This is a genomic window from Variovorax sp. KK3 (assembly GCF_001984055.1).
Taxonomy (GTDB): Bacteria; Pseudomonadota; Gammaproteobacteria; order Burkholderiales; family Burkholderiaceae_C; genus Variovorax.
Map to the genome: position 1 here is coordinate 11,888 of NZ_LYVO01000024.1, position 25,322 is coordinate 37,209.

Genomic DNA, 25,322 nt, shown 5'->3' on the forward strand with positions numbered 1-25,322 from the left:
CATGAGCGACGCCCGCCCGCCTTCGAACGCCACCATTCACGACGTCGCCCGCCTGGCCGCGGTGTCGGTGGCGACGGTGTCGAACGTGCTCAATGCATCGCGCCCGGTCGCGGCAGCGACGCGCGAGCGGGTGCTGAAGGCCGTTGCGGCGCTGGGCTACACACCGCATGCGGCGGCGCGCAGCATGCGCGGCCGCGGCAGCGGGCTCATCGGTCTGATCGTGGCCGACATCACCAACCCGTTCTTCACCTCACTGGTCCACGCGGTGGAGCGCGCGGCCCAGGGCGCGGGCTACGCGGTACTGCTGTGCAACAGCGACGAGGACCCGGCGCGCGAGCAGCAGCATCTGCAACTGCTGCGCACGCAGCGGGTGGACGGCATCATCCTCGCCGCCACCGGCCATGCCTCGCACGAGCGCGCCGCCGCGCTGGGCCAGACGCAGGCGCCGGTGGTGCTGGTCGACCGCGGCTCGGCCGAGTTCGGGCGCGATGCGGTGATGCTCGACAACCGCCGCGCCAGCCTGGAGGCGGTGCGGCACATCATCGGCTTCGGGCACCGACGGATCGCGATGCTGTCGGGCCCCGCCACCGTGAGCACCGCTGCCGAGCGCCTGGCCGGCTACCGCGAGGCCCTGCTCGAAGGCGGCCTCGCCTACGACGAGCGCTGGGTGCACGACACCGGCTACCGCGAAGAGCGGGCCTACGACGCGGCCTGCGAGATGCTGCGCACGCGCGATCGGCCGACGGCCGTGTTCGCGGCCAACAACCTGATCGCGATCGGCCTGATGCGCGCGATCGCCGACCTGGGGTTGCATTGCCCGGAAGACGTGTCGGTGGTGAGCATCGACGACTTCGCCTGGGCCAACGCCTTTCGCCCGCGCATGACCACGGTGGCGCAGCCGGTCGCGGCGATGGGCGAGTCGGCGGTGCGCATGCTGCTGTCGCGCATCGACCGCAGCGCGGCCGCGCTGCCGCCGCGCACCGAGATCATGGCGCCCATGCTGGTGGTGCGCGACTCCTGCTGCGCGCCGCCGCAGCGCGTGACGGCCGGCGTGGTGGTGTCGTGAGCGACGAACTGATCCGGCTGTCGGCCAGCCGCGTGGCCGACCTGCTGCGCGCGAAGGCGATCCGGCCATCGGACCTGGTGAAGGCCGCGGCCGCGCGCATCGAGGCGGTCGATGGCCGGCTCAACGCGCTGCCGGTGCGCTGCTTCGAGCGCGCCCGCGCGCAGGCGCGCTCGCTCGAAGAGGCAGGCGACGCGGGAAAGTTGCTGGGCGGTATCCCGATCGTGGTCAAGGACAACAACGACGTCGGCGGCGTCGGCACCTCGGGCGGCACGCCGATCTTTCGCGACCGGGTGGCGGTGAGCTCGGATCGCACCATCGCATTGCTCGAAGCGCGCGGCGCGATTCCGGTGGCCAAGGCGAACCTGTCGGAACTCGGCGGTGCCAACACCACCAACCGCGTGTTCGGCGCGACGCGCCATCCTTACGACCTGGCGTTGACCTGCGGCGGGTCGTCCGGCGGCTCGGCGGTGGCGGTGGCCACCGGGCAGGTGTGGCTGGCGCACGGCAACGACGTGGGCGGCAGCCTGCGCATCCCGCCCGCCTTCTGCGGCGTGGTGGGGCTGCGGCCGACGCCGGGGCGGGTGGTGCGCAAAGAGTTGTGCGACCCGTTTGACACGGTGATGGTCGACGGGCCGATCGCCCGGTCGGTCGAAGACGTGGCGCTGATGTTCGATGCGATGGTGGGCTTCGACGCGCGCGACCCGCTCAGTTCACCGTCGCCGGACGGACCTTTTCGCGGGGCGGGGCGCAGCCCGGCGCGGCCCGGCGGGTGCGTGGCCTTCAGTGCCTCGCCGGGTGGCCTGCCGGTGGATGCCGAAATCGCGGCGGTCTGCGAGCGCGCCGTGCAGCGCCTGGCGGCCGGGGGTCTGCACGTAGTGGCCGACGAGCCCGCGACCGAGGGCCTGCGCGACACCGTGCTGGCGCTGCGCGGCGATGCCTATGCCCGCAGCTGGGAGCCGCTGCTCGATGCCCATCGCGGCGACTTCACGCCCGAGGTGCTGGCAGACATCGAACGCGGGCTGCGCCAGCCGCCGGCAGCGCTGCGCGCGGCGCTGCGCCATCGCGCCGACCTGCAGCGCGGGGTGACCGATTTCCTGCAGCGCCACGACTTCTTCCTGTGCCCGGCCACGCAGGCCATGCCCTTCCCGGTCGAGACGCGCTGGCCCACCGACATCGGCGGCGTGCGGCTCACCGACTACGTCGACTGGATCCTGATCGATTACGCCTGGTCGCTGGTCGCCTGCCCCGTGCTGGCGCTGCCGGTCGGGCGCAGCGCCTCGGGCCTGCCGGTCGGCTTGCAGGTGATGGGCCCGCCGCGCTCCGAGGCGGCGCTACTGCGCTTCGGCGCCTGGATCGAGCGCGAACTGGCGACGCCCACCGCGCCGGTCGACCCTCCCCTCTCCCCGGAGCGCGCCGCACCTGCTACAAACGGGCCATGAAAAAGATCCTCGTCCTCAACGGCCCCAATCTCAACCTGCTCGGCACCCGCGAGCCCGCGCAGTACGGCCACGAGACGCTGGCCGACGTCGAGCGCCTGTGCGCCGAGGCGGGCACGAAACTGGGCGTGGCCATCGAGTGCCGGCAGTCGAACCACGAAGGCCAGCTGATCGACTGGATCCACGAGGCCGGCCGCGACGTGGCCGCCGGCACCATGCTGGGGGTGGTGATGAACCCCGGCGCCTACACCCACACCTCGGTCGCGCTGCACGACGCCATCAAGGGCGCCAGCGTGCCGCTGGTCGAGTTGCACATCTCGAACGTGCATGCGCGCGAGGAATTTCGCCACCACTCGTACATTTCGCCGGCGGCGCGCGGCATCATCGTCGGCTTCGGCGTGAAGGGCTATGCGCTGGCGATCGATGCGCTGGTGCGGGTGAGCACTGCGTCGTGAGCACGGAAGGCTTGTTCGCAGGCGCCGACGGCGCGCTGCGCTGCCGCTGGTGCGAGTCCACCGAGGCCTACCAGCACTACCACGACCACGAATGGGGATTCCCGGTGACCGACGACCGGCGCCTGTTCGAGAAGCTGTGCCTCGAAGGCTTCCAGGCCGGGCTCAGCTGGCTGACCATCCTCAACAAGCGCGAGGCCTTCAGGCGCGGCTTCGCGCAGTTCGACGCCGAGCGCGTGGCGCGCTTCAAGGCCAAGGACGTGGAGCGCCTGCTGGGCGACGCGGGCATCGTGCGGCACCGCGGCAAGATCGAATCGGCCATCAACAACGCGCAGCGCGTGCTGGCACTGCGCGAGGAATTCGGGTCGCTGGCCGCCTATGCCTGGCGCTTCGAGCCCGATCCGGCGTCGCGGCCGTCTCGCATCACCTATGCGGCGTTGAAGACCATGACGACCTCGCCCGAGTCGATCGCGATGTCGAAGGATCTGAAGAAGCGGGGCTGGAGCTTCGTCGGGCCGACCACGGTCTATGCGTTCATGCAGGCCATGGGGCTGGTGAACGACCACGTGGAGCAGTGCCACGCTCGCTCGCTGGCGCTGGAGGCCAGGGCGGGGCTGAAGCCGCCGCGCTGACCAGCCCTGCCTTCTGCCTGTCTGCGGTCTGCTAGGCCGACTGAGGGCCGGCCACCTTGCGGTGGCTGATGCGGCCTTGGCTGTCGACGCTCTCCAGGTGCACGTCGAAGCCCCAGAGCCGGGCCACGTGCTTGAGCACTTCCGACGCGTTGTCGTGCAGCGGCCGGTCGTTGTGCTGGGTGTGGCGCAGCGTGAGCGCCCGGTCGCCGCGCAGGTTGACGCTCCAGACCTGGATGTTGGGCTCGCGGTGGTTCAGGTCGTATTGCCGCGACAGCGACTCGCGCAGCTGACGGTAGCCGCTGTCGTCGTGGATGGCCGACACCTCGAGTTCGGGGTCGGCTTCCTTATCGGTGATGGCGAAGAAGCGGAAGTCGCGCATGAGCTTGGGCGACAGGAACTGGCCGATGAAGCTCTCGTCCTTGAAGTTGCGCATGGCGTAGTCCAGCGCGGGCTGCCAGGGCGTTCCGGCCATGTCGGGGAACCAGCGGCGGTCTTCCTCGGTCGGGTTCTCGCAGATGCGCCGCAGGTCGGTGTACATCGCGAAGCCCAGGGCGTAGGGGTTGATGCCGCTGTAGGCGCGGTGGCCGATGGGCGGCTGGTAGACCACGTTGGTGTGCGACTGCAGCCACTCCATCATGAAGCCGTCGGCCAGCAGGCCTTCGTCGTACAGCGTGTTGAGCAGGGTGTAGTGCCAGAAGGTGGCCCAACCCTCGTTCATCACCTGCGTCTGGCGCTGCGGATAGAAGTATTGCCCGATCTTGCGCACGATGCGCACCACTTCGCGCTGCCAGAAGTCCAACAATGGTGCATTTTTCTCGATGAAGTACAGGAGGTTCTCCTGCGGCTCCGACGGGAAACGCTTCGCGGCCTCTTCTTCTTCGGCCGTGCGGCCGGCGCGACGGGGCAGGGTGCGCCAGAGGTCGTTGACCTGCTGCTGCAGATGGTGCTCGCGCTCCTCGCGCCGAGTTTGTTCCTGGCTCAGCGACAGGCGCTGCGGCCGGCGGTAGCGGTCGACGCCGTGGTTCATCAGCGCGTGGCAGGAGTCGAGCAGGTCTTCGACCGCGGCGACGCCGTGGCGCTCCTCGCATTCGCTGATGTAGTTCCGCGCGTAGACCAGGTAGTCGATGATGGACGAGGCATCCGTCCACATCTTGAACAGGTAGTTGCCCTTGAAGAAGCTGTTGTGGCCGTAGGCCGCGTGGGCGATCACCAGGGCCTGCATGGACATGGTGTTCTCTTCCATCAGGTACGAGATGCAGGGATCGGAATTGATCACGATCTCGTACGCCAGCCCCATGTGGCCGCGCCGATAGTTCTTCTCGGTGCTGATGAACTGCTTGCCGTAGGACCAGTGGCGGTAGATGACGGGCATGCCCACCGATGCGTAGGCATCCATCATCTGCTCGGCCGTGATGATCTCGAGCTGGTTGGCGTAGGTGTCGAGCTTGTAGCCGCGTGCCACGCGGGCGATCTCGCTGTGGTAGCGCTCGATCAGGTCGAAGGTCCAGTCGGAGGGACTGGGCAGAGGTTCCCGTTTCTTGGCGTTCAAACCGTCCCCCTCTCTTTCTTGAACAGGTCGCGGAACACCGGGTAGATGTCGGCCGCGTCCGAGACCTTTCGCATCGCGAAGTTCTTGTGGGAGTCGACCAACTGGGTGTATTCCTCCCACATGTTCTGCTCGGCCTCGGCCACCTGTACGTAAGCGTAGTAGCGCACCGCCGGCAGGATGTGGTCGGCCAGCAATTCGCGGCAGCGGCCGCTGTCCTGGTGCCAGTTGTCGCCGTCGCTGGCCTGCGCGCCGTAGATGTTCCACTCGCTGCTGGGGAAGCGTGCGCGGATGATGTCCTGCATCAGCGTGAGCGCGCTCGACACCACGGTGCCGCCGGTTTCGGTGGCGTGGAAGAACTCTTCCTCGCTGACTTCGCTGGCTTGCGTGTGGTGGCGGATGAAGACCAGCTCGATCTTCTCGTAGTGCCGCGTCAGGAACAGGTACAGCAGCATGAAGAAGCGCTTGGACATGTCCTTGCGCGCCTCGTCCATGGAGCCCGACACGTCCATCAGGCAGAACATCACCGCCTTGGCCGACGGGATCGGCACCCGGACGCGGTTGCGGTAGCGCAGGTCGATCGGGTCGAGGTAGGGGATGTGCCGGGCCTTGGCCTTCAGCTCCTCGATGCGGGCCTCGGTGTCGCGGATCTCGCGCTGCAGCAGGGCGTCGTCCACGCGCGGGCTGCGCTTGAGGTGAAGCAGGTGTGCTTCGAGCTCGCGGATCTCGCGCCGCGAGTCGCCGCCCAGCGCGATGCGCCGTGCCAGCGCGCCGCGCATCGAGCGCACCACGTGCAGGTTGGTCGGCATGCCGTCCTGCGTGAAGCCGGCGCGGTGGCTCTTCCATTCCGGCACTTCGGCCAGCTGGGTACGAATCAGGTGGGGCAGGGCGAGGTCTTCGAAGAAGACCCGCATGAACTCTTCCTTAGTGAGGCGGAAGACGAAATCGTCTTCGCCGCCTTCGCCGTCACCGGCCTGCGAGCCGCTGCCGGAGCCGCCTCCGCCGCCTTGCGGACGCTCGATGCGGTCGCCCTTGACGTACTCGCGGTTGCCCGGATGCACGTACTCGCGGTTGCCGCCGGGGCCGTGCCCGAAGACGGGCTCGGACACGTCACGCTTGGGCAGCGTGATGTCCTCGCCTTGCTCCAGGTCGCGGATGTTGCGGCCGCTGACGGCGCGGCGAACCGCTTCGCCGATCTGCTCGCGGTAGCGCCGCAGGAACCGCTCGCGGTTGCCGATGGACTTGTTCTTGCCCGACAGCCGGCGGTCGATGATCTGCTGCAGCATGGCCACGGCCGAAACTCCTTGTCAGTTCATCCTTGACGCTTCGTCATGAACTCTTTCAGGAGCTCTTGCGCACGCGCAGGTACCACTCGCAGAGCAGGCGGACCTGCTTGGCGGTGTAGCCCTTCTGCACCATGCGGTTGACGAAGTCCTCGTGCTTCTTCATCTCGTCGGCGCTGCTCTTGGCGTTGAAGCTGATCACGGGCAACAGCTCCTCGGTGTTCGAGAACATCTTCTTCTCGATCACCGTGCGCAGCTTTTCGTAGCTGGTCCATACCGGGTTCTTGCCGGCATTGCCGGCGCGCGCGCGCAGAACGAAATTCACGATCTCGTTGCGGAAGTCCTTCGGGTTGCTGATGCCCGCGGGCTTCTCGATCTTCTCGAGCTCGGCGTTGAGGGACACCCGGTCGAACACTTCGCCGGTGTCCTGGTCGCGATACTCCTGGTCCTGGATCCAGTAGTCGGCGTAGGTCACGTAGCGGTCGAAGATGTTCTGGCCATACTCCGAGTAGCTCTCGAGATACGCCGTCTGGATCTCCTTGCCGATGAACTCCGCATAGCGCGGCGCCATCAGCTCCTTGATGTACGACAGGTACTTCTGCTCGGTCTCCGGCGCGAACTGCTCGCGCTCGATCTGCTGTTCGAGCACGTACATCAGGTGCACCGGGTTGGCCGCGACTTCGCTGCTGTCGAAGTTGAAGACCTTCGAGATGATCTTGAACGCGAAGCGCGTCGACGTGCCGGCCATGCCTTCGTCGACGCCGGCGTAGTCGCGGTACTCCTGGATCGACTTGGCCTTGGGGTCGGTGTCCTTGAGGTTCTCGCCGTCGTACACCTGCATCTTGCTGAAGATGCTCGAGTTCTCGGGCTCCTTGAGCCGCGTCAGCGCCGAGAACTGGGCCATCATGCGCAGCGTGCCGGGCGCGCAGGGCGCCAGCGACAGCGAGGAGTTGCGCACCAGCTTCTCGTAGATCTTGATCTCTTCGGAGACGCGAAGGCAGTAGGGCACCTTGACGATATAGATGCGGTCGAGAAAAGCCTCGTTGTTCTTGTTGTTGCGGAAGGCCTTCCATTCGCTCTCGTTGCTGTGGGCCAGCACGATGCCGTCGAAGGGAATGGCGCCGAAGCCCTCGGTGCCCTTGAAGTTGCCTTCCTGCGTGGCGGTCAGCAGCGGATGCAGCACCTTGATCGGCGCCTTGAACATCTCGACGAACTCGAGCAGGCCCTGGTTGGCCAGGCACAAACCGCCGGAGTACGCGTAGGCGTCGGGGTCGTCCTGCGCATAGGTTTCGAGCTTGCGGATGTCGATCTTGCCGACCAGCGACGAGATGTCCTGGTTGTTCTCGTCGCCCGGCTCGGTCTTGGCCACCGCAATCTGGCGCAGCACCGAGGGGTAGCGCTTGACGACCTGGAACTGGCGGATGTCGCCGCCGTATTCTTCGAGCCGCTTCACGGCCCAGGGCGAGAGCACGCGTTGAAGGTAGCGGCGCGGGATGCCGTATTCCTTCTCGAGTATTTCGCCGTCTTCGGCCGCGCTGAACAGCCCGAGCGGCGATTCGTTCACCGGCGAGCCCTTGATGGCATAGAAGGGGACCAACTCCATCAACTGCTTGAGGCGCTCGGCAATCGAACTCTTGCCACCGCCGACCGGGCCGAGGAGATAGAGGATCTGCTTCTTTTCTTCGAGGCCTTGCGCCGCGTGACGGAAGTAGGAGACGACCTGTTCGATCGCTTCTTCCATGCCATAGAACTCCCGGAAGGCCGGATAGATCTTGATGACCTTGTTGGCGAAGATGCGTGACAGGCGCTGATCGTTGCGCGTGTCTACGAGTTCCGGATCCCCGATCGCCTTGAGCATCCGCTCCGGCGCGGTCGCGTAGGCCGCGGGCTCCTTCTTGCAGATATCGAGATACTCCTGCAGGGACAGGACCTCTTCGCGAGTCCGCTCGTAACGAGCGGCGAAGTTACTGATGACATCCATAAACACCTCCATCGAGTCAGCGGGGCGCTGCCCGGAGTCTCCGTGCTGCACACATCGCATCGTTCGCAGGAATGGTGCCAGGTGAGTTGAGCACGCTTAGGAAAAACTCCTCGAGCAGTAACTTGGCTCAAAGCATAGAACAAACGACGCGTCGAGCAAATTGGTTTCCAAAAATAAGAACGTAGCGACCGTCTAAAAGTTCCAGCGCGAAAGACCAGGCCATTCGCACCAGACACACGTGCATCATGCAGGCACTCCGTCCACAGGTATAGCGCTTTCGGCACTTGCACAACAGATGTCGATGTAGGACAGCATCGTTGAACGGCCGGGCCTGCATGAGCGGCATATGAGCAAAGTCCATTCCCGCCATAACGCGGGTGCCCGGAATTGCGTAGACGTAAAAAAAAGGCGGCCCTTGAGGCCGCCTTGATGCGTGGCGCGCAAGCGCCGTTGTCGAGCCGATGCGGTTGCTGAATGTTGCAACGCCGCAAGCTCGGCTTTTCAAGGCCGACGCATCAGCTGAAGAATTCCTTCGCCTTGTCCAACCAGCCCTTGTCGGTCGGGCTGTGCTTGTCGCCGCCCTTCTTCAAGGACTCGTCGAGTTCCTTGAGCAGCTTGCGCTGGTGTTCGGTGAGCTTGACCGGCGTCTCGACGCGAATGTGACAGTACAGGTCGCCGGGGTAGCTGGAACGCACGCCCTTGATGCCTTTGCCGCGCAGCCGGAACTGCTTGCCGCTCTGCGTGCCTTCCGGAATATCGATGGCCGCCGGACCATTGAGCGTGGGCACGCTGATCTCGCCGCCGAGCGCTGCGGTGGAAATGCCGACCGGCACCACGCAGTGCAGGTCGTCGCCGTCGCGCTCGAACAGGTCGTGCTTCTTGATCCGGATCTCGATGTACAGGTCGCCGGGCGGGCCGCCGTTGGTGCCGGGTTCGCCGTTGCCGGTGCTCCGGATGCGCATGCCGTCGTCGATGCCGGCCGGGATCTTGACCTCGAGGGTCTTGTTGTTCTTGATCTTTCCCTGGCCATGGCAGGTGTTGCAGGGGTCGGGAACGATCTTGCCGGTGCCATGGCAGAGCGGGCAGGTCTGCTGCACGCTGAAGAAGCCCTGGCGGATCTGCACCACGCCGTTGCCGTGGCAGGTGGTGCAGGTGATCGGCTTGGTGCCGGGCTTGGCGCCCGTGCCTTTGCAGGTGGCGCAGTCGTCCCAGCTCGGAATGCGGATCTGCGCCTCTTTGCCCAAGGCAGCCTCTTCGAGCGTGATCTCCATGGCGTAGCTCAGGTCGCTGCCGCGGAAGATCTGGCGCCCGCCGCCGCCGCCGCGGCCGGCCCGCCCGCCGAAGACGTCGCCGAAGATGTCGCCGAAGGCCTCGGCGAAGCCACCGAAGCCCTCCGCGCCGGGACCGCGCATGTTCGGGTCGACGCCGGCATGGCCGTACTGGTCGTAGGCAGCGCGCTTTTGCGCGTCCGACAGCATCTCGTAGGCTTCCTTGACCTCCTTGAACTTGCCCTCGGCGTCCTTGCTGGTGTCGCCGTGGTTGCGGTCAGGGTGGTGCTTCATCGCCAGCTTGCGATAAGCCTTCTTGATTTCCTCCTCGCTCGCGTTCTTGGGAACGCCGAGGGTTTCGTAGTAGTCGCGTTTGGTGGCCATGATCGATGGTCGGATGGGTCGGATGGGTCGAAAACGGAAAAAGGCCGGACCGCCTCTGCAAGGGGGTCCAGCCTCGAATCAGGGTCGCGAGATCAACCCTTCTTGACTTCCTTGACCTCGGCGTCGACCACGTTGTCGTCGGCCGGCGCGCTGCCTGCAGCTTCCGGGCCAGCACCTGCCGCCCCGCCGGCTGCTCCTGCCGCTCCCGCCGCGCCCTGCGCATCGGCGTACATCTTCTCGCCGAGCTTCTGGCTTGCCGTCATGAGCGCCGTGGTCTTTTCCTCGATCTGGGCCTTGTCTTCGCCCTTGAGCACGTCTTCCAGCTCCTTGATCGCGGCCTCGATCTTTTCCTTCTCGCCCGCTTCCAGGCTGGCGCCATGCTCGCCGAGCGACTTGCGCACGCTGTGCGCCATCGCCTCACCCTGGTTGCGGGCCTGAACCAGCTCGACCTTCTTCTTGTCTTCGACCGCGTTGAGCTCGGCGTCCTTCACCATGTTCTGGATCTCGTCTTCCGACAGGCCGGAGTTCGCCTTGATGGTGATCTTGTTTTCCTTGCCGGTGCCCTTGTCCTTGGCGCCGACGTGCAGGATGCCGTTGGCGTCGATGTCGAAGCTCACCTCGATCTGCGGCGTGCCGCGCGAGGCCGGCGGAATGCCTTCGAGGTTGAACTCGCCCAGCAGCTTGTTGCCTGCGGCGATATCACGCTCGCCCTGAAACACCTTGATGGTCACGGCCGGCTGGTTGTCTTCGGCGGTCGAGAAGGTCTGCGCGAACTTGGTCGGGATCGTGGTGTTCTTCGTGATCATCTTGGTCATCACGCCACCCATGGTCTCGATGCCCAGCGACAGCGGGGTCACGTCGAGCAGCAGCACGTCCTTGCGGTCGCCCGAGAGCACCTGGCCCTGGATCGCGGCGCCCACGGCCACGGCCTCGTCGGGGTTCACGTCCTTGCGCGGTTCGCGGCCGAAGAACTCCTTCACCTTCTCCTGCACCTTGGGCATGCGGGTCATGCCGCCGACCAGGATCACGTCGTGGATGTCGCTGACCGACACGCCGGCATCCTTGATGGCGGTGCGGCAGGGTGCGATGGTGCGCTCGATCAGCTCGTCGACCAGCGATTCCAGCTTGGCGCGGGTGAGCTTGATGTTCAGGTGCTTCGGACCCGACGCGTCGGCCGTGATGTAAGGCAGGTTGACGTCGGTCTGCGCGCTGTTCGACAGCTCGATCTTGGCCTTCTCGGCCGCTTCCTTCAGGCGCTGCAGGGCGAGCACGTCCTTGCTCAGGTCGACGCCCTGGTCCTTCTTGAACTCCCCGATGATGTAGTCGATGACGCGCTGGTCGAAGTCTTCGCCGCCCAGGAAGGTGTCGCCGTTGGTCGACAGCACTTCGAACTGCTTTTCGCCGTCCACGTCCGCGATCTCGATGATCGAGATGTCGAAGGTGCCGCCGCCCAGGTCGTACACGGCGATCTTGCGGTCGGCGCGGTCTTGCTTGTCGAGGCCGAAGGCCAGTGCGGCCGCAGTCGGCTCGTTGATGATGCGCTTGACGTCCAGGCCGGCGATGCGGCCGGCGTCCTTGGTGGCCTGGCGCTGGCTGTCGTTGAAGTAGGCCGGCACGGTGATGACCGCTTCGGTCACGGCCTCGCCCAGGTAGTCCTCGGCGGTTTTCTTCATCTTGCGCAGGATCTCGGCGCTGACCTGCGGCGGCGCGAGCTTCTTGCCGCGCACTTCGACCCAGGCGTCGCCGTTGTCGGCCTTGACGATGCTGTAGGGCATCAGGTCGATGTCCTTCTGGACTTCCTTTTCCTCGAACTTGCGACCGATCAGGCGCTTGACCGCGTAGATGGTGTTACGAGGATTGGTGACGGCCTGCCGCTTGCCCGAGGCGCCGACGAGGACTTCGCCGTCTTCCTGGTACGCGACGATCGAGGGCGTGGTGCGCGCGCCTTCCGAGTTCTCGATCACCCGGGTGGTGTTGCCTTCCATGATCGACACGCACGAGTTGGTGGTGCCGAGGTCGATGCCGATGATTTTGCCCATGTTGTTAGCTCCTGAACGCGAAAGAAATGTTGTTGTGAACTTGTGGATAACCCGTCTCGATTCAAGGGACGAAGCGGGGATTTCCTGTGAGTTTCCGGTGATCAGCCGGCGGGGGTGACGGTGACCAGCGCGGGACGAAGCACGCGCTCGGCGATGGTGTAGCCCTTCTGCAGCACGCCGACGATGGTGTTCGGCTCCTGTCCCGGAACCGGGACGACCGAGATGGCCTGGTGCTGGTGCGGGTCGAAGCGGCTGCCGGCGGCGGGTGCGATCTCGAGCACCTTGTTGCGCTCGAGTGCGCTCTTGAGTTGGCGCAAGGTGGCTTCGGCGCCTTCGCGGATCTGCTCCGGCGTGCCGCCCTCGTGGCTCAGGCCGGCCTCCAGGCTGTCCAGCACCGGCAGCAGGCTTTCGGCAAAACCCTCGATCGCGAACTTGCGGCCCTTGCTCACTTCGTCGTCGGCGCGGCGGCGTGCGTTCTGCACGTCGGCCTGCGCCCGCAGGAACTGGTCGGCGAGCTCGGCATTCTTGGCCTTGAGCTGGGCGATTTCGCCCTCGGCCGCGGCCAATGCGTCGGCTTCATTGGCGGCTTGCGCGGCCTCCAGTTCTTCGGGGCTGGCTTCGCCTTGCAGGGCCTGTGGATTCGATGAAGGATTTTGCGTGTCGGACATGCTCGAAAAAGCTCAAAAAAGCCGGCGGCCACGCCGGAAACAAGGAAAAAACGATGAATCCCGGGCAAGCTGGGGCCGCCAGCATCGATTTCAAGAAAAAATGCGCCTCGAAAGGCGCATTTGCTGGGGCACCGCCGCGGGCGATGCGCCGAATCATGGGTCAGTGCGTGTCGAGCAGTTCGACGTCGAACTTCAGGGTGGCGTTCGGTGGGATCACGCCGCCGGCACCGCGGGCGCCGTAGCCCAGTGCGGCCGGAATGATCAAGGTGCGTTGGCCGCCGATCTTCATGCCAGCGACGCCTTCGTCCCAGCCCTTGATGACCTGGCCGGCGCCCAGCGAGAAGGCGAAGGGGTCGTTGCGGTCGCGGCTGGAGTCGAACTTGGCGCCCTGCACGCCATCGTTGTAGAGCCAGCCGGTGTAGTGCACGTGCACGTGGTGGCCGGCCTTGGCTTCGGCGCCATCGCCGACGACGGTGTCTTCGTATTGGAGGCCGGAAGGAGTGGTGGGCATGGGGTTCCTTGGGGGGTGACGAAAGCTCCGCAGTTTAGCGAAGGTCGATTCAGGGAGGCTGCTGGCCGGGCGAGGAGGGCGCGTCGGGCGCGAGCGGCTCCGCGGCGCCGGGCCGGGACGGCGGCAGCGTGCTTTTTCGGGTCTGGTTCAGGTGCCACTTGACCGCGAAGGCCTGCAGGTCCGACAGCCGCTTGAGCAGATCCTGGCCGCTGGGCGTGAGGCTGTAGCCGTCGCCGCCGTGGCCGACCAGGCCGGCTTCGCGCAGTTCCTTGATGCGGGTGTTGAGCGTGTTCGGTGTGATCTGGCCCACGCTGTCCTGCAGCAGCCTGAAGGTCTGGGCGTGGCCGTCGCGCAGCGCCCAGAGCACACGCAGCGCATAGCGGCCTTCGAGGAGCGCAAGCAATTGACTGATCGCCGCGTTTTCCTTGCTGCTCATGGAACGAAGTCTCCTCTGGACGAAGGCGGCTGCCGTGCCCTTCACTCAAGTCCCCAGGCAGCGCCCATTCTTGTGCTGGACCCGACCGACCGACCGGGGTGGGGACTATATCCGAGAAGACGCTGTGCTACTGGTTTTATAGCTGGCTTCCAAGCCTGGCCGCGGGCTGCAGGCGATGAAGGAATCGCGTATGAAGCCGAGGCTCAGCCTGCGGCGTAGTTCGCCATCGCCTCGCCCAGACGAACCGCGCGGCCCGGCGCCCAAGCCGGATTGAATGCCAGCGCGGGCTTGGGAAACAGCATCACGACAGTGGAGCCGAGCAGGAAGCGGCCCATTTCGTCGCCCTGGGGCAGCACCAGTTGCCGGTCGTAGTGCCACTCGCGCAACTCGCCCGCGCGCGGCGGATTGACCACGCCGTGCCAGACGGTGGCCATGCTGCCCACGATGGTGGCCCCCACCAGCGCCAGCACGAAGGGCCCGTGCGCCGACTCGAACACGCAGACCACCCGCTCGTTGCGCGCGAAGAGCCCCGGTACGCCGCGCGCCGTGACGGGGTTGACCGAAAACAGCGTGCCCGGCACGTAGATCATGCGCAGCAGCCGCGCCGCGCAGGGCATATGGATGCGGTGGTAGTCCTTCGGGCTCAAGTACAGGGTGGCGAAACTGCCGTGCTCGAACTTCGCGGCCAGCGCGGCATCGCCGCCGACCAGCGCGGTCGTGCTGTAGCGGTGGCCCTTGGCCTGGATGATCTGGTCGCCCTCGATCTTGCCGAACTGGCTGATCGCGCCATCGACCGGGCAGACCAGGTCGGCCTCGGCGATCGGCCGCACGCCGGGCCGCAGGGCGCGGGTGAAAAAGTCGTTGAAGCTGCGGTAGCTGGCGATGTCGCTGTCGAGCGCTTCGCCCATGTCGACGCCGTACTTGGCCACGAAGCGCCGGATGATCCAGGTGGTGACCGCTCCGCGTTCCTTGCCGGCGACCCAGCCGGCGAAATTGGTCAGTGCCTGCTTGGGAAACAGGTACTGCGGCAGGACGGAAAGGCGGTCGGACAAGTCTGGTGCTTCCTGGGAAGGAAGGCGATTCTAGCCAGCGCCCCCTGTGCCGCTTGCGGGACGGCGCCTACCCGAGCGTCGGTGCTGCGACGTGTCGAAGCCCCGGATACCGAAAGATGTCAGCGGCTCACCGCACGCACGGCACTCACCGCACGCACGGCACTCACGGCACTCACGGCGCTCACGGCGCTCACGGCGCTCACGGCGCTCACGGCAGTTCGACGATCTCGACCCAGTTCGGGTTCTTGCCCAGTGGCAGCTGCTGGGGCGTGCCGAGGGCGCCGCTCGCGGCGTCGATCGCGTAGACCGACGCGCTGTGGGAGTCCTGCCCGACGGCGACCAGGAAACGGCCGCCCGGATCGATCGCGAAGCTGCGCGGCGTCTTCTCGGTCGGCGTCTGGCCCAGCGGCTGCAGCCGGCCGGTCGCGGCATCGACCTTGAAGCCCGACAGCGTGCTGCTCGTGCGCTCCGATGCATACAGATGGCGGCCGTCCGGCGTCAGATGCAGGTCGGCGGCCCACGGCTTGCCTGTGAAACCCGCGGGCAGGACGGTCGTGCTCTGCTGCAGTTGCAGCGTGCCGCGCGCGGCGTCCCATGCATACACGTGCAGCCCGGCGTCGAGTTCATCGAGCAGGTACAAGAAGCGCTGCGCCTTGTCCCAGACGAAGTGGCGCGGGCCCGATTTCGGCGCGCCGGTGGTCAGCGGCGGATCGTTGGGCGACAGGTTCCCGGTCTGCGCATCGAAGCGCCAACTCGATACGTTGTCGCCGCCCAGGCTGGTCGCCAGCACGAAGCGGTTGGCGGCATCGGCCTGGATCGCATGCGCATTGGGCGCCGTCGGTATCAGCTGCTGGATGGCGCCGACGCTGCCCGTCTTCGGATCGATGCCGTTGACGGTGATCTTGTGGCCCGGGTAGGAGGCTGCGAACAGCCAGCGCCCGGTGGCGTCGGTGGCGATGTTGGCCATGCTGTCGGCCAGCGGCGCCTCGCCGAGCTTCTTGAGCTTGCCGCTGGTGCCGTCGATCGCGAAGCTCGCGACGCGAAAGGGTTGCGAGCGCAGCGCCGCATACAGATAGCGCTTGTCCGGGCTCACGGCCATCGGCATCACCATGCCGCCGACGTTAACCGTCTCCACAGGTTTGAGCGTGCCCTGGCCACGGTCGAGCTCGAGCACCGAGATGTCCTGGCTGTCCGCGTTGGACACGTAGACCCAGGTGGCCGCGTGGACGCCGCCGCCTGCCGCGACGAGCGCCGGGGCCAGCAGCAGCGCGATGCGGCGCAGTGTGTGCGATGTCGTCATGGTGCGGATCGGATCGTTTATTTGGGCGCGGAGAATAGATCGGGCAGCCAGAGCGAGAAGGCCGGCACGTAGGTCACCAGCATCAGGCACACCAGCAGCGCGCCGTAGAAGGGCCAGATCGATCGCATCACCTGCCCGACCGACACGCCGCCGATCGCGCACCCGATGAACTGCGTGGTGCCCACCGGTGGTGTGTTCAGCCCCAATGCGCAGTTGATCAGCATGACGATGCCGAACTGCACCGGGCTCATGCCGAACTGCATGGCGATGGGCAGAAAGATCGGCGTGCAGATCAGGATCGTGGCCGCCATGTCGAGAAAGGTGCCCAGCAGGAAAAGCAGCACGTTGATCATCAGGAAGATGACCCAGGGGCTGCTGGACACGGATGTCATCAGCTCGCCGGTTTTCTGCGGCACCTCGTACAGCGCCATGAAATAGCCGAAGGCCGACGAGATGCCGATCAGCAGCAGCACCACGCCGGTGGTCTTGCAGGCCTTGGCGCAGGCCTTCAGAAAGTCGTGCCAGCTCAGCGAGCGGTACACCAGCACCGTCACCCCCAGCGCCCACAGCACGGCGGTGGCCGCCGATTCGGTGGCCGTGAACACGCCCGACAGGATGCCGACCAGGATGATCGCCACGATCAGCAGCCCGGGCAGCGCGCCGATGAAAGCCGTCAGCACCTCGCCCCAGCCCGGGAACGCGCCGCGGATCGGGTAGCCCCGCTTGATCGCGACGTAGTAGGCGGCCGCCAGGTTGCACAGCGTCAGGATCAGCGCCGGGATGAGCCCCGCGAGGATCAGGCTGAGCACGCTGACCGAGGCGATGCCGGTCGTCGCGAGCGTGAAGATGATGAGGTTGTGCGACGTGGGCATCAACGCGCCCACCAGCGCCGCGTGGGTCGTGACGTTGACGGCGTAGTCCGCGTCGTAGCCCTCCTTCTTCATGAGCGGGATCATCACCGAGCCCATGGCCGACACGTCGGCCACCGGCGAGCCCGCCACGCCGCCGAAGAGCGTGCAGCCCACCACGTTGCTCATGCCCAGCCCGCCGCGCACGTGTCCCACCAGGCTGTTGGCGAAGCGCACGATGCGCTGTGCGATGCCGCCGTAGAGCATGAGCTCGCCCGCGAACACGAAGAAGGGGATGGCCAGGAAGGAGAAGATCTGCATGCCGCCGACCATCTTCTGGAAGACGACGGCGGTCGGCAGGCCCGCGTACCAGACCGTGGCCACCGAGGCCAGGCCGATCGAGAAGGCCACGGGCACGCCCAAGATGAGGAGTGCCGCGAAGGCGATGGTCAGGACAGTCAGTTCCACGCTGGCACCACTTCCTCGCCGCGCAGCAGGGCGACGATATGTTCGATGGAGAAAAGCACGATGAGAATGCCGGCGACCACCAGCGCCAGGTAGTCGGCGCCCACGGGGATGTGGAGCATCGGCTTCAGGTCGGTCCACTTGAGCGTGGTCCACATCCAGCCGCTCCAGATCATGATGGCGCCGAAGAAGGCGACCAGCGCATGAATCAGGATCTCGACCTTCAGGCGCAGGCCTTCGGGCAGCAGCGACACGAGCGAGTCGAGCCCGATGTGGCCCGCGTCGCGCACGCCCACGGCCACGCCGAGCGCGGTGACGTACAGCACCAGTTGCAGCGCCAGGTCTTCGGCCCAGGTCGGGGTGTCGTTGAACACGTAGCGGCCGACCACCTGGTACTGCACGCACACGATGATGGCGATGAGCATCACCACGGCCAGCATCAGGCTGTACTTGGAAAGGAATGCGCAGATGCGCGAATAGAGATGGCGCGCGGGCGGACGCGCGTGCGCGTCATCCAGCTCGGGGAGCTGGAGCGGCACGTCGGGTACGTCCGTGGCCGCCTCTGCCGGTGGGGCAGCGAGGGTCATGGATGTCTCTTCGAGATGAAACCGGGGCCGTCCCCGGCGGCACTGCGCCGCGGGGACGGGCTTGGCGCTTACTTCGCGCCGTCCTGCACGGCCTTCACCAGGCGCTGCAGGTCAGGCGTGTTGATGAACTTGGCGTAGACCGGCGCCATGGCCGCGCGGAACGAAGCCTTGTCCACGTCGGCGACGATGGTCGCGCCGCCCTTGGTCACCACCTCGAGCGACTTGGCTTCCTGCTCGTCCCACTTCTTGCGCTGGAAGGGCACGGAGTCCTTGGCCGCCTGGCGGAACAGTTCCTGGTCGGCCTTTGACAGCTTGTCGTAGACCGCCTTGGACATGACCAGCATCTCGGGCGCCATCGAATGCTCGGTGCGCGAGTAGATCTTCACCGCCTCGTAGTGCTTGAAGCCGTCGTACGACGGGATGTTGTTTTCGGCCGCGTCGATCAGGCCGGTCTTGAGTGCCGTGTACACCTCGCCGGTGGGCATGGGCGTCGGGTTGGCGCCCATGGCGCTGGCCAGTGCCACCCACAGGTCGGACTGCTGCACGCGGATCTTCAGGCCCTTGGTGTCGGCCACCGTCTTCACCGCTTTCTTCGCGTAGATGGAACGTGCACCGCTGTCGTAGAAGGCCAGGCCCACCAGGCCTTCATGTTCGCAGCCCTTGAGGATCTCCTCGCCGACCGGGCCGTCGAGCGTCTTGCGCATGTGCTCGATGGAGCCGAACAGGAAGGGCATGGTCGGCACCAGCGTCTTCGGGCACATCGAGTTGAGGGCGCTGATGTTCACGCGGTTCATCTCGAGCGCGCCGATCTTCACCTGGTCGAGCGTTTCCTTCTCCGAGCCCAGCGCGCTCTTGTTGAAGACCTTGATCTTGTATTTGCCGTTGCTGCGCTTGTCGAGCAGCTCGCTCATGTGCTTGACGGCGGCCACCGTGGGGTAGTCGTCGCTGTTGTGCACGTCGGCCGAGCGGAACTCGACCGCGTGCGCGGCCAGGGCGCAGGCGCTCGCGGCGAGCGCGATCAGGTGGCGGGCGTATTTCATTTGTCTTCCTCTTTGGTGGCTGGTTGAGATTGGATGGAACGCTGAAACACTGATATTCAAAAGCGGCAGTCGGGCTCGGGCAACCCCGTCACGCCGGGCCGCAGCGCGAACACGCCGCCGGCCAGCGGCTGGTCGGACAGGTCGCCGCCGGGGCGGATGGAGGTCACGAAAAGCGTGTCGAGCCCGCTGCCGCCGAAGGCGCACATCGCGGGCTTCTTCACCGGCACGGCTAGCGAGCGGTCGAGTCGGCCCTCGGGCGTGAAGCGGTGCACGAGCCCGGCGTCGTTGCCGCAGATCCAGTAGCAGCCGTCGGCATCGACCGCGGCGCCGTCGGGCCGGCCGGGCAGGGGCTTCATGTCGACGAACAGCCGCCGGTGGTGAGGCGCGCCGGTGTCGATGTCGTAGTCGAAGGCCCAGATGGCCTGCACGTTCGGATGCGAGTCCGACAGGTACATGGTGCGACCATCGGGGCTGAAGGCCATGCCGTTGGGCACGATCATCCGGTCGAAATGGACGCGCAGCGCCGCTTCGGCGTTGACGTCGCTCTGATAGCGATAGACGCGGCCCACGTCGCGCGCGGCCGCCATGTCCATCAGCATGGTGCCGGCCCAGAAGCGGCCCTGGCGGTCGCAGCGGCCGTCGTTGAAGCGCATGCCGTGCTGCTCGTGCGCAACCTGCGCCACGGGCGTGGCAGCGAGGGTGCCGTCATCGCGCGTCGCGATGGCGAAGAGGCCGCTTTCCATGCCGGCGATCCATTGGCCCGGGTGCCCGGCGCGCGGCGCGACGCAGGCCAGCATTTCGTCGCCGGTCCAAGCTCGATGCGCGCCGGTGGCCGGGTCGAGGCGATGCAGCTGGCGGGCGGGGATGTCCACCCAGTAGAGCGCCTGCTCCTGCGCATTCCACACCGGGCTTTCGCCGGTGCCGCAGCGCGCGTCGAGGATGAGTTCGGCTTGCATGCGTGGCAACGCGGCAAGCGCGTCAGTCGCCGAACGGCCCTTGGGCGGTGAAGGCGCCGCCCTGGTAGATGGCGTTGGGGTCGGTCGGCGCCACCGGGGGCTGCGCCTCGACCTTGGCGCGGAACACCTCCGATGTGTCTTGCGGCGCGAAGCCCAGGTGCGCTGCCGCGCTGTTGTCCCACCACAGGTCGCGATTGGCCGACGCGCCATAGACGATGGTGTGCTTCACGTCGGGCGTGAACAGCGATTTCTCGATCAGTTGCGTGAGGTCGCGGTAGCTGAGCCAGGTGCTCATCATGCGGCGATTGGCCGGCTCCGGAAACGACGAGCCGATGCGGATGCTGACGGTCTCGATGCCGTAGCGGTCGAAATAGAACTGCGCGACGTCTTCGCCGAATGACTTCGACAGGCCGTAGTAGCCGTCGGGGCGGCGCGCGGCATGCGCGTCGATGGTGTCGGTCTGCTTGTGGAAGCCGATCACGTGGTTCGAGCTGGCGAAGACGACGCGCTTCACGCCGTGGCGGCGCGCGCCTTCGTAGAGATGGAAGATACCCTTGATGTTGGCCTCGAGGATTTCCTCGAAGGGCCGTTCGACCGAAACGCCGCCCAGATGGACGATGGCGTCGCAGCCGGCGACCAGCGCATCGACCGCGGCCTTGTCGGCCAGGTTGCAGGGCACGACTTCCTCGTGGGCGCCGGTGGCCGGCGCCAGCGCGGCGATGTCGGACAGGCGCAAGGTACGGGCGAAAGGCCGCAGGCTTTCGCGCAGGACCTTGCCGAGGCCGCCGGCCGCGCCGGTCAGGAGCAGGCGATTCAGCGGCTGGGCCGACGGGGCGGCGGAAGCGGGAGTAGCGGATGTCGCGGATGTAGCGGGTGCACTCATGTCTCGGGTGTGTCGTAAGTTATCGGTTGTCGTACAACGCTCGGTTGATTATCATCACCGCATGTCGAGCGTGTCAACGGGGTCAACCTCAGCCGCCGAAGCGTTTGCGCTGGCGGGTGCGCCGCGCCGTCGGGGTCGCGGCCTGGCGCATGGCCTGGTGGACGATCTCGGCGAAAAAATCCGCAGCCAGCAGCTGCGCCCCGGCGACAAGCTGCCCACCGAGTCGGCCATCATGCAGGCCTACGGCGTCAGCCGCACCGTGGTGCGCGAGGCGCTGTCGAAGCTGCAGGCCGGCGGGCTGGTCGAAACCCACCACGGCATCGGCACCTTCGTGCTGCAGCCGCGGGCGGCGGGCATGTTCAGGCTCGAAGCCTCGGACATCGCGGCCACTGTCGACGTGCTGGCCGTGCTCGAACTGCGCATCAGCCTCGAAACCGAATCGGCCGGCCTGGCCGCCAGCCGCCGCACCGACGAGCAGCTCACGGCGATGCGCGAGGCGCTCGACGACTTCGAAGGCAACGTGGCGGCGGGCGGGGACACCATCGCGCCCGACTTCCGCTTCCACCTGCAGATCGCCCAGGCCACCGGCAACCCGTATTTCGCGGACATCATGAGCCACCTGGGCACGTCGATCATTCCGCGCACGCGCATCCCGGCCATTCGCAATCACGACCGTCGCGGCGAGTACCTGAGCCGCGTCAATCGCGAGCACGAGGAGATCTATGCCGCGATCGCCCGGCGCGATCCGGAATCGGCGCGTGCCGCCATGCGCATCCACCTGACCAACAGCCGCGAGCGTCTTCGGCTCGCGCAGGAAGCGGCGCAGCGCGAGACGAGCCCGGCAGCCGTCGACGGAAGCGCTTCCGCGTAGCAGGGCGATCTTTTTACTGGACAGCCTGCGCGCCTAGTTGTACGATGACTGATAACTTAGAACAACACGACACGATTCGCGTGCCCATGACGGCACCTCTCTTTCCATCCCCTCCAGGAGACACAGGAACATGAGCCTCAATCGACGTGAACTCGTCCTCGGCGCCTTGGGCGCAAGCGCGCTGGCCGCGGCTCCCGCGATGGCCGCCGACGCCTGGCCAGCCAAGCCCATCAAGCTCGTCGTGCCTTACCCGCCGGGCGGGTCGTCAGACATCATTGCCCGCGCGATCAGCCAGCCCCTGTCGGAAGCGCTGAAGCAATCGGTGATCGTCGAGAACCGCGCCGGCGCCAACGGCAACCTCGGCGCCGAACTCGTTTCGCGCGCACCCGGCGACGGCTACACGCTGCTGTTGTGCGACGTGGGCGCGCTGGCCATCAGCCCCTCGGTCTACACCAAGCTGTCCTTCGACCCGTCGAAGGATTTGCGCGGTGTGACCATGCTGGCCTATTCGCCCCACCTGCTGGTGGTGCACCCGTCGGTGCCGGCGAACAACCTCAAGGAACTGATCGCGCTGTCGAAGAAGTCCGACCTGAACTTCGCCGTCACCGCCACCGGCAGCGCGCCGCACCTGGCCGGCGTGGCGCTCGAACGTGCCAGCGGTGCGCGCTGGCAGTACGTGCCCTACAAGGGCGGCGTGCAGGCCATTCAAGACACGGTCGGCGGCCAGACCCAGGTGCTGATGAACGGCATGCTGGCCACGCTGCCGCACGTGCAGAGCGGCAAGCTCAAGGTGCTGGGCGTCTCGAAGCCGACGCGCATGCCGCTGATCGGCGACGTGCCCACCATCGCCGAACAGGGTGTGACCGGTTTCGACTCGGGCACGTGGCAGGGCATCCTGGCGCCGCGCGGCACGCCCGAGGCGGTGATCCAGCGCCTCAACAAGGAACTGGTCACGATCATCCGGTCGAACGACATCCGCTCGCGCATGGCCGGGCAGGGCGCCGAGGTCGTGACCATGACGCCGGCCGAGCAGGAACAGTTCTTCAACAAAGAGCGCGCGCGCTGGGCCAAGGTGGTCGACGCCGCACAAATCAAGCTGGACTAAGCGTCCTTCCGTTCATCCCTTCACATCCATCAGACCCGCATGAATCCGCAAGAACTCAAGACCATCATGGGCTCCGGCCTGCTGTCCTTTCCGCTGACGGACTTCGACGCCGAAGGCAACTTCGACAAGAAGGGCTACATCGAGCGCCTGGAATGGCTGGCACCCTATGGCGCGACTGCGCTGTTCGCCGCCGGCGGCACCGGCGAATTCTTTTCGCTGACCGGCGACGAGTACCCCGGCATCATCGAGACCGCAGTGCAGACCTGCCGTGGCAAGGTGCCGATCATCGCGGGCGCCGGCGGCCCCACGCGCTTCGCGATCCAGTGCGCGCAGGCAGCCGAAAAGGCTGGCGCGCACGGCATCCTGCTGCTGCCGCACTACCTCACCGAAGCCGGCCAGGACGGCCTGGCCGCACACGTCGAGGCGGTGTGCAAGAGCGTGAAGTTCGGCGTCATCGTCTACAACCGCGGCCAGAGCAAGCTCTACCCCGAAACGCTCGCGCGCCTGGCCGAGCGCTGCCCCAACCTGGTGGGCTTCAAGGACGGCATCGGCGACATCGAGCTCATGAGCTCGATCTACCTGACGATGGGCGACCGCTTCGCCTACCTGGGCGGCCTGCCCACGGCCGAGGTGTACGCCGCTGCGTACAAGGCGCTCGGCACGCCGGTGTATTCGTCGGCCGTCTTCAACTTCATCCCGAAGACCGCGATGGACTTCTACGAGGCCGTGCGCACCGACGACATCGCCACGCAGCACCGCCTGCTCAAGGACTTCTTCATGCCCTACCTGGCCATCCGCAACCAGGGCCACGGCTATGCGGTGAGCATCGTCAAGGCCGGCGCGAAGATCGTCGGCCACGATGCCGGCCCGGTGCGCACGCCGCTCACCGAACTCAAGTCCGACGAGTACGAAGCGCTCGCGCGGCTCATCGACAAACTCGGCCCGCAGTAAGGCTTGCAGGGGGCGTAGAGTCCTCTTGCGCGCGGGGCCGCTCGAGCGGCCCTTTCTTTTTTCGACACATCTTTCCGGAGGAACCGGCCATGCAGAACTTCGACAACCTCATCAACGGCGAATGGCGCGCCGGCGCGAGCTACAGCCCCAACATCAATCCCAGCAACCTCGACGACGTGCTGGGCCAGTACACCCAGGGCGATGCCGCCCAGGTCGACGAGGCCGTGGCGGCCGCCACCGCCGCGTTCCCTGCCTGGGCCACAGGCAGCGTGCAGGCGCGCTCCGATGCGCTCGACAAGATCGGCACCGAAATCCTCGCGCGCAAGGAAGAGCTGGGCACGCTGCTGGCGCGGGAAGAAGGCAAGACCAAGGCCGAAGGCATCGGCGAGGCCACGCGTGCCGGCCACATCTTCAAGTTCTTCGCGGGCGAATGCCTGCGCCTGTCGGGCGAGCTGCTGCCCTCGGTGCGCCCCGGCATCGGCGTCGAGATCACGCGCGAGCCGATCGGCGTGGTGGGGCTCATCACGCCCTGGAACTTCCCCATCGCCATCCCGGCATGGAAGATCGCGCCGGCGCTCGCCTTCGGCAACTGCGTGGTGCTCAAGCCCGCCGACCTGGTGCCGGGCTGCGCCTGGGCGTTGGCCGAGATCATCAGCCGCAGCGGCATTCCGGCCGGCGTGTTCAACCTCGTGATGGGCCGCGGCAGCGTCATCGGCAATGCGCTGGTCGACCATCCCGGCATCCATGCCATCAGCTTCACGGGCTCGGTCGGCGTGGGCCGCAACATCGCCGTGCAGTGCGCGACCCAGGGCAAGAAGGTGCAGCTCGAAATGGGCGGCAAGAACCCGCAGGTGGTGCTCGACGACGCCGACCTGAACCAGGCCGTGGAGCTCAGCGTGCAGAGCGCGTTCTATTCCACCGGCCAGCGCTGCACCGCGTCGAGCCGGCTGATCGTCACCGAGGGCATCTACCCGAAGTTCATCGAGGCGATGAAGGCGCGCATGGCCAAGATCAAGGTCGGCGATGCGTTGGCGCAGGGCACCGACGTCGGGCCCGTGTCGAGCAGGAGCCAGTTCGATCAGGATCTGGAGTACGTCGAGATCGGCCAGAAGGAAGGCGCCACGCTCGCTGCCGGCGGCGAACGCCTGAAGCTCGCGACCGAGGGCTTCTACATGTCGCCGGCGCTGTTCAGCGAATCGGTGGCGACGATGCGCATCAACAAGGAAGAGATCTTCGGCCCGGTGGCCAGCGTGATCCGCGTCAAGAACTACGAAGAGGCGCTCGCCACGGCCAACGACACCGAGTTCGGCTTGTCCGCCGGCATCGCGACCACGTCGCTCAAGCACGCGACGCACTTCAAGCGCCATTCGCAGGCCGGCATGGTGATGGTGAACCTGCCGACCGCCGGCGTGGACTACCACGTGCCTTTCGGCGGCCGCAAGGGTTCGAGCTACGGGCCGCGCGAGCAGGGGCGTTATGCGCAGGAGTTCTTCACCGTGGTGAAGACCGCGTACACCTCCGCCTGAATTACTCCCTCTCCCGGAGGGAGAGGGAGCAAGACC

The 25,322-nt window shown here is 66.4% G+C and carries 23 protein-coding genes; 8 read left to right on the top strand and 15 right to left on the bottom strand.

Going from position 1 to position 25,322, the window contains the following annotated elements:
• Nucleotide 1 precedes the first annotated feature (1 nt).
• The 4 genes from B0W80_RS13725 to B0W80_RS13740 are packed head-to-tail and all read left to right on the top strand — an operon-like array spanning nt 2 to nt 3,586.
• Nucleotides 2–1,066 (top strand): LacI family DNA-binding transcriptional regulator, encoded by a 1,065-nt coding sequence (locus B0W80_RS13725; RefSeq protein WP_076999704.1) that lies wholly within the window; start codon nt 2–4, stop codon nt 1,064–1,066.
• Nucleotides 1,063–2,505 carry an amidase gene (locus B0W80_RS13730; protein WP_179106913.1) on the top strand — a complete coding sequence of 481 codons (1,443 nt, stop codon included), beginning with the start codon at nt 1,063–1,065 and terminating at the stop codon, nt 2,503–2,505. Before B0W80_RS13725 ends, B0W80_RS13730 begins: the two co-directional genes overlap by 4 nt.
• Complete coding sequence (gene aroQ, locus B0W80_RS13735; protein ID WP_076999705.1) at nt 2,502–2,957, top strand: type II 3-dehydroquinate dehydratase; 456 nt, start codon at nt 2,502–2,504, stop codon at nt 2,955–2,957. Before B0W80_RS13730 ends, aroQ begins: the two co-directional genes overlap by 4 nt.
• Nucleotides 2,954–3,586 (top strand): DNA-3-methyladenine glycosylase I, encoded by a 633-nt coding sequence (locus B0W80_RS13740; RefSeq protein WP_076999706.1) that lies wholly within the window; start codon nt 2,954–2,956, stop codon nt 3,584–3,586. Before aroQ ends, B0W80_RS13740 begins: the two co-directional genes overlap by 4 nt.
• Before the next feature lie 31 nt (nt 3,587–3,617).
• Here B0W80_RS13740 and B0W80_RS13745 read toward each other — a convergent pair whose 3' ends face one another.
• The 15 genes from B0W80_RS13745 to B0W80_RS13815 all read right to left on the bottom strand — a co-directional run bounded on the left by B0W80_RS13745 (nt 3,618) and on the right by B0W80_RS13815 (nt 20,833).
• A complete protein-coding gene (locus B0W80_RS13745) occupies nt 3,618–5,246 on the bottom strand; it encodes a SpoVR family protein (RefSeq protein ID WP_143684621.1) in 1,629 nt (542 codons plus the stop codon).
• Nucleotides 5,132–6,418, bottom strand: coding sequence for a YeaH/YhbH family protein (locus B0W80_RS13750; RefSeq protein ID WP_179106916.1), 1,287 nt, complete (start codon nt 6,416–6,418; stop codon nt 5,132–5,134). Before B0W80_RS13750 ends, B0W80_RS13745 begins: the two co-directional genes overlap by 115 nt.
• A gap of 55 nt (nt 6,419–6,473) precedes the next feature.
• Nucleotides 6,474–8,396: a PrkA family serine protein kinase gene (locus B0W80_RS13755; protein ID WP_076999709.1), complete on the bottom strand. Its 1,923-nt coding sequence runs from the start codon at nt 8,394–8,396 to the stop codon at nt 6,474–6,476.
• Nucleotides 8,397–8,911: 515 nt separating this feature from the next.
• On the bottom strand, nt 8,912–10,048 hold the full coding sequence (gene dnaJ / locus B0W80_RS13760) for a molecular chaperone DnaJ (RefSeq protein WP_076999710.1): 1,137 nt from the start codon (nt 10,046–10,048) through the stop codon (nt 8,912–8,914).
• Between the two features lie 92 nt (nt 10,049–10,140).
• On the bottom strand, nt 10,141–12,087 hold the full coding sequence (gene dnaK, locus B0W80_RS13765; RefSeq protein ID WP_076999711.1) for a molecular chaperone DnaK: 1,947 nt from the start codon (nt 12,085–12,087) through the stop codon (nt 10,141–10,143).
• A 101-nt stretch (nt 12,088–12,188) separates the two neighbouring features.
• Nucleotides 12,189–12,755 carry a nucleotide exchange factor GrpE gene (gene grpE / locus B0W80_RS13770; protein ID WP_076999712.1) on the bottom strand — a complete coding sequence of 189 codons (567 nt, stop codon included), beginning with the start codon at nt 12,753–12,755 and terminating at the stop codon, nt 12,189–12,191.
• 160 nt (nt 12,756–12,915) lie between these two features.
• Nucleotides 12,916–13,266, bottom strand: coding sequence for an FKBP-type peptidyl-prolyl cis-trans isomerase (locus tag B0W80_RS13775; protein ID WP_076999713.1), 351 nt, complete (start codon nt 13,264–13,266; stop codon nt 12,916–12,918).
• A 49-nt stretch (nt 13,267–13,315) separates the two neighbouring features.
• Nucleotides 13,316–13,702 (bottom strand): helix-turn-helix domain-containing protein, encoded by a 387-nt coding sequence (locus B0W80_RS13780; protein WP_076999714.1) that lies wholly within the window; start codon nt 13,700–13,702, stop codon nt 13,316–13,318.
• Nucleotides 13,703–13,905: 203 nt separating this feature from the next.
• Nucleotides 13,906–14,754, bottom strand: a complete 849-nt coding sequence (gene asd / locus B0W80_RS13785) for an archaetidylserine decarboxylase (RefSeq protein WP_076999715.1) — start codon at nt 14,752–14,754, stop codon at nt 13,906–13,908.
• Between the two features lie 208 nt (nt 14,755–14,962).
• Nucleotides 14,963–16,054, bottom strand: a complete 1,092-nt coding sequence (locus B0W80_RS13790; protein WP_076999716.1) for a beta-propeller fold lactonase family protein — start codon at nt 16,052–16,054, stop codon at nt 14,963–14,965.
• Between the two features lie 17 nt (nt 16,055–16,071).
• Nucleotides 16,072–17,370, bottom strand: coding sequence for a TRAP transporter large permease (locus B0W80_RS13795; protein ID WP_076999717.1), 1,299 nt, complete (start codon nt 17,368–17,370; stop codon nt 16,072–16,074).
• The gene (locus B0W80_RS13800) at nt 17,361–17,807 is read right to left on the bottom strand and encodes a TRAP transporter small permease (protein ID WP_256856572.1); all 447 of its coding nucleotides are present in this window, start codon (nt 17,805–17,807) and stop codon (nt 17,361–17,363) included. Before B0W80_RS13800 ends, B0W80_RS13795 begins: the two co-directional genes overlap by 10 nt.
• 215 nt (nt 17,808–18,022) lie before the next feature.
• Nucleotides 18,023–18,994: a TRAP transporter substrate-binding protein gene (locus B0W80_RS13805; RefSeq protein WP_076999718.1), complete on the bottom strand. Its 972-nt coding sequence runs from the start codon at nt 18,992–18,994 to the stop codon at nt 18,023–18,025.
• A gap of 56 nt (nt 18,995–19,050) precedes the next feature.
• Nucleotides 19,051–19,950 (bottom strand): SMP-30/gluconolactonase/LRE family protein, encoded by a 900-nt coding sequence (locus B0W80_RS13810; RefSeq protein WP_076999719.1) that lies wholly within the window; start codon nt 19,948–19,950, stop codon nt 19,051–19,053.
• 22 nt (nt 19,951–19,972) lie between these two features.
• A complete protein-coding gene (locus B0W80_RS13815) occupies nt 19,973–20,833 on the bottom strand; it encodes an NAD(P)-dependent oxidoreductase (RefSeq protein WP_083745379.1) in 861 nt (286 codons plus the stop codon).
• A 61-nt stretch (nt 20,834–20,894) separates the two neighbouring features.
• On the opposite strand from B0W80_RS13815, the gene B0W80_RS13820 reads away from it, so the two are divergent.
• The 4 genes from B0W80_RS13820 to B0W80_RS13835 all read left to right on the top strand — a co-directional run bounded on the left by B0W80_RS13820 (nt 20,895) and on the right by B0W80_RS13835 (nt 25,286).
• Complete coding sequence (locus B0W80_RS13820; RefSeq protein ID WP_076999720.1) at nt 20,895–21,704, top strand: FadR/GntR family transcriptional regulator; 810 nt, start codon at nt 20,895–20,897, stop codon at nt 21,702–21,704.
• Between the two features lie 130 nt (nt 21,705–21,834).
• Nucleotides 21,835–22,809: a tripartite tricarboxylate transporter substrate binding protein gene (locus B0W80_RS13825; RefSeq protein WP_076999721.1), complete on the top strand. Its 975-nt coding sequence runs from the start codon at nt 21,835–21,837 to the stop codon at nt 22,807–22,809.
• Nucleotides 22,810–22,848: 39 nt separating this feature from the next.
• Nucleotides 22,849–23,760: a 5-dehydro-4-deoxyglucarate dehydratase gene (gene kdgD / locus B0W80_RS13830; RefSeq protein WP_076999722.1), complete on the top strand. Its 912-nt coding sequence runs from the start codon at nt 22,849–22,851 to the stop codon at nt 23,758–23,760.
• Nucleotides 23,761–23,849: 89 nt separating this feature from the next.
• On the top strand, nt 23,850–25,286 hold the full coding sequence (locus tag B0W80_RS13835) for an aldehyde dehydrogenase family protein (protein ID WP_076999723.1): 1,437 nt from the start codon (nt 23,850–23,852) through the stop codon (nt 25,284–25,286).
• Nucleotides 25,287–25,322: the final 36 nt, after the last annotated feature.

Bases quoted from the DNA above. Each gene is read 5' to 3' on its own strand.
- aroQ (WP_076999705.1), top strand. From the start codon at position 2,502: ATGAAAAAGATCCTCGTCCTCAACGGCCCCAATCTCAACCTGCTCGGC.
- B0W80_RS13815 (WP_083745379.1), bottom strand. From the start codon at position 20,833: ATGAGTGCACCCGCTACATCCGCGACATCCGCTACTCCCGCTTCCGCC.
- B0W80_RS13775 (WP_076999713.1), bottom strand. From the start codon at position 13,266: ATGCCCACCACTCCTTCCGGCCTCCAATACGAAGACACCGTCGTCGGC.
- B0W80_RS13835 (WP_076999723.1), top strand. From the start codon at position 23,850: ATGCAGAACTTCGACAACCTCATCAACGGCGAATGGCGCGCCGGCGCG.
- B0W80_RS13825 (WP_076999721.1), top strand. From the start codon at position 21,835: ATGAGCCTCAATCGACGTGAACTCGTCCTCGGCGCCTTGGGCGCAAGC.
- B0W80_RS13790 (WP_076999716.1), bottom strand. From the start codon at position 16,054: ATGACGACATCGCACACACTGCGCCGCATCGCGCTGCTGCTGGCCCCG.
- B0W80_RS13750 (WP_179106916.1), bottom strand. From the start codon at position 6,418: ATGCTGCAGCAGATCATCGACCGCCGGCTGTCGGGCAAGAACAAGTCC.
- B0W80_RS13780 (WP_076999714.1), bottom strand. From the start codon at position 13,702: ATGAGCAGCAAGGAAAACGCGGCGATCAGTCAATTGCTTGCGCTCCTC.
- B0W80_RS13805 (WP_076999718.1), bottom strand. From the start codon at position 18,994: ATGAAATACGCCCGCCACCTGATCGCGCTCGCCGCGAGCGCCTGCGCC.
- B0W80_RS13755 (WP_076999709.1), bottom strand. From the start codon at position 8,396: ATGGATGTCATCAGTAACTTCGCCGCTCGTTACGAGCGGACTCGCGAA.
- B0W80_RS13810 (WP_076999719.1), bottom strand. From the start codon at position 19,950: ATGCAAGCCGAACTCATCCTCGACGCGCGCTGCGGCACCGGCGAAAGC.
- kdgD (WP_076999722.1), top strand. From the start codon at position 22,849: ATGAATCCGCAAGAACTCAAGACCATCATGGGCTCCGGCCTGCTGTCC.
- B0W80_RS13725 (WP_076999704.1), top strand. From the start codon at position 2: ATGAGCGACGCCCGCCCGCCTTCGAACGCCACCATTCACGACGTCGCC.
- dnaK (WP_076999711.1), bottom strand. From the start codon at position 12,087: ATGGGCAAAATCATCGGCATCGACCTCGGCACCACCAACTCGTGCGTG.
- B0W80_RS13820 (WP_076999720.1), top strand. From the start codon at position 20,895: ATGTCGAGCGTGTCAACGGGGTCAACCTCAGCCGCCGAAGCGTTTGCG.
- dnaJ (WP_076999710.1), bottom strand. From the start codon at position 10,048: ATGGCCACCAAACGCGACTACTACGAAACCCTCGGCGTTCCCAAGAAC.
- grpE (WP_076999712.1), bottom strand. From the start codon at position 12,755: ATGTCCGACACGCAAAATCCTTCATCGAATCCACAGGCCCTGCAAGGC.
- B0W80_RS13800 (WP_256856572.1), bottom strand. From the start codon at position 17,807: ATGCTGGCCGTGGTGATGCTCATCGCCATCATCGTGTGCGTGCAGTAC.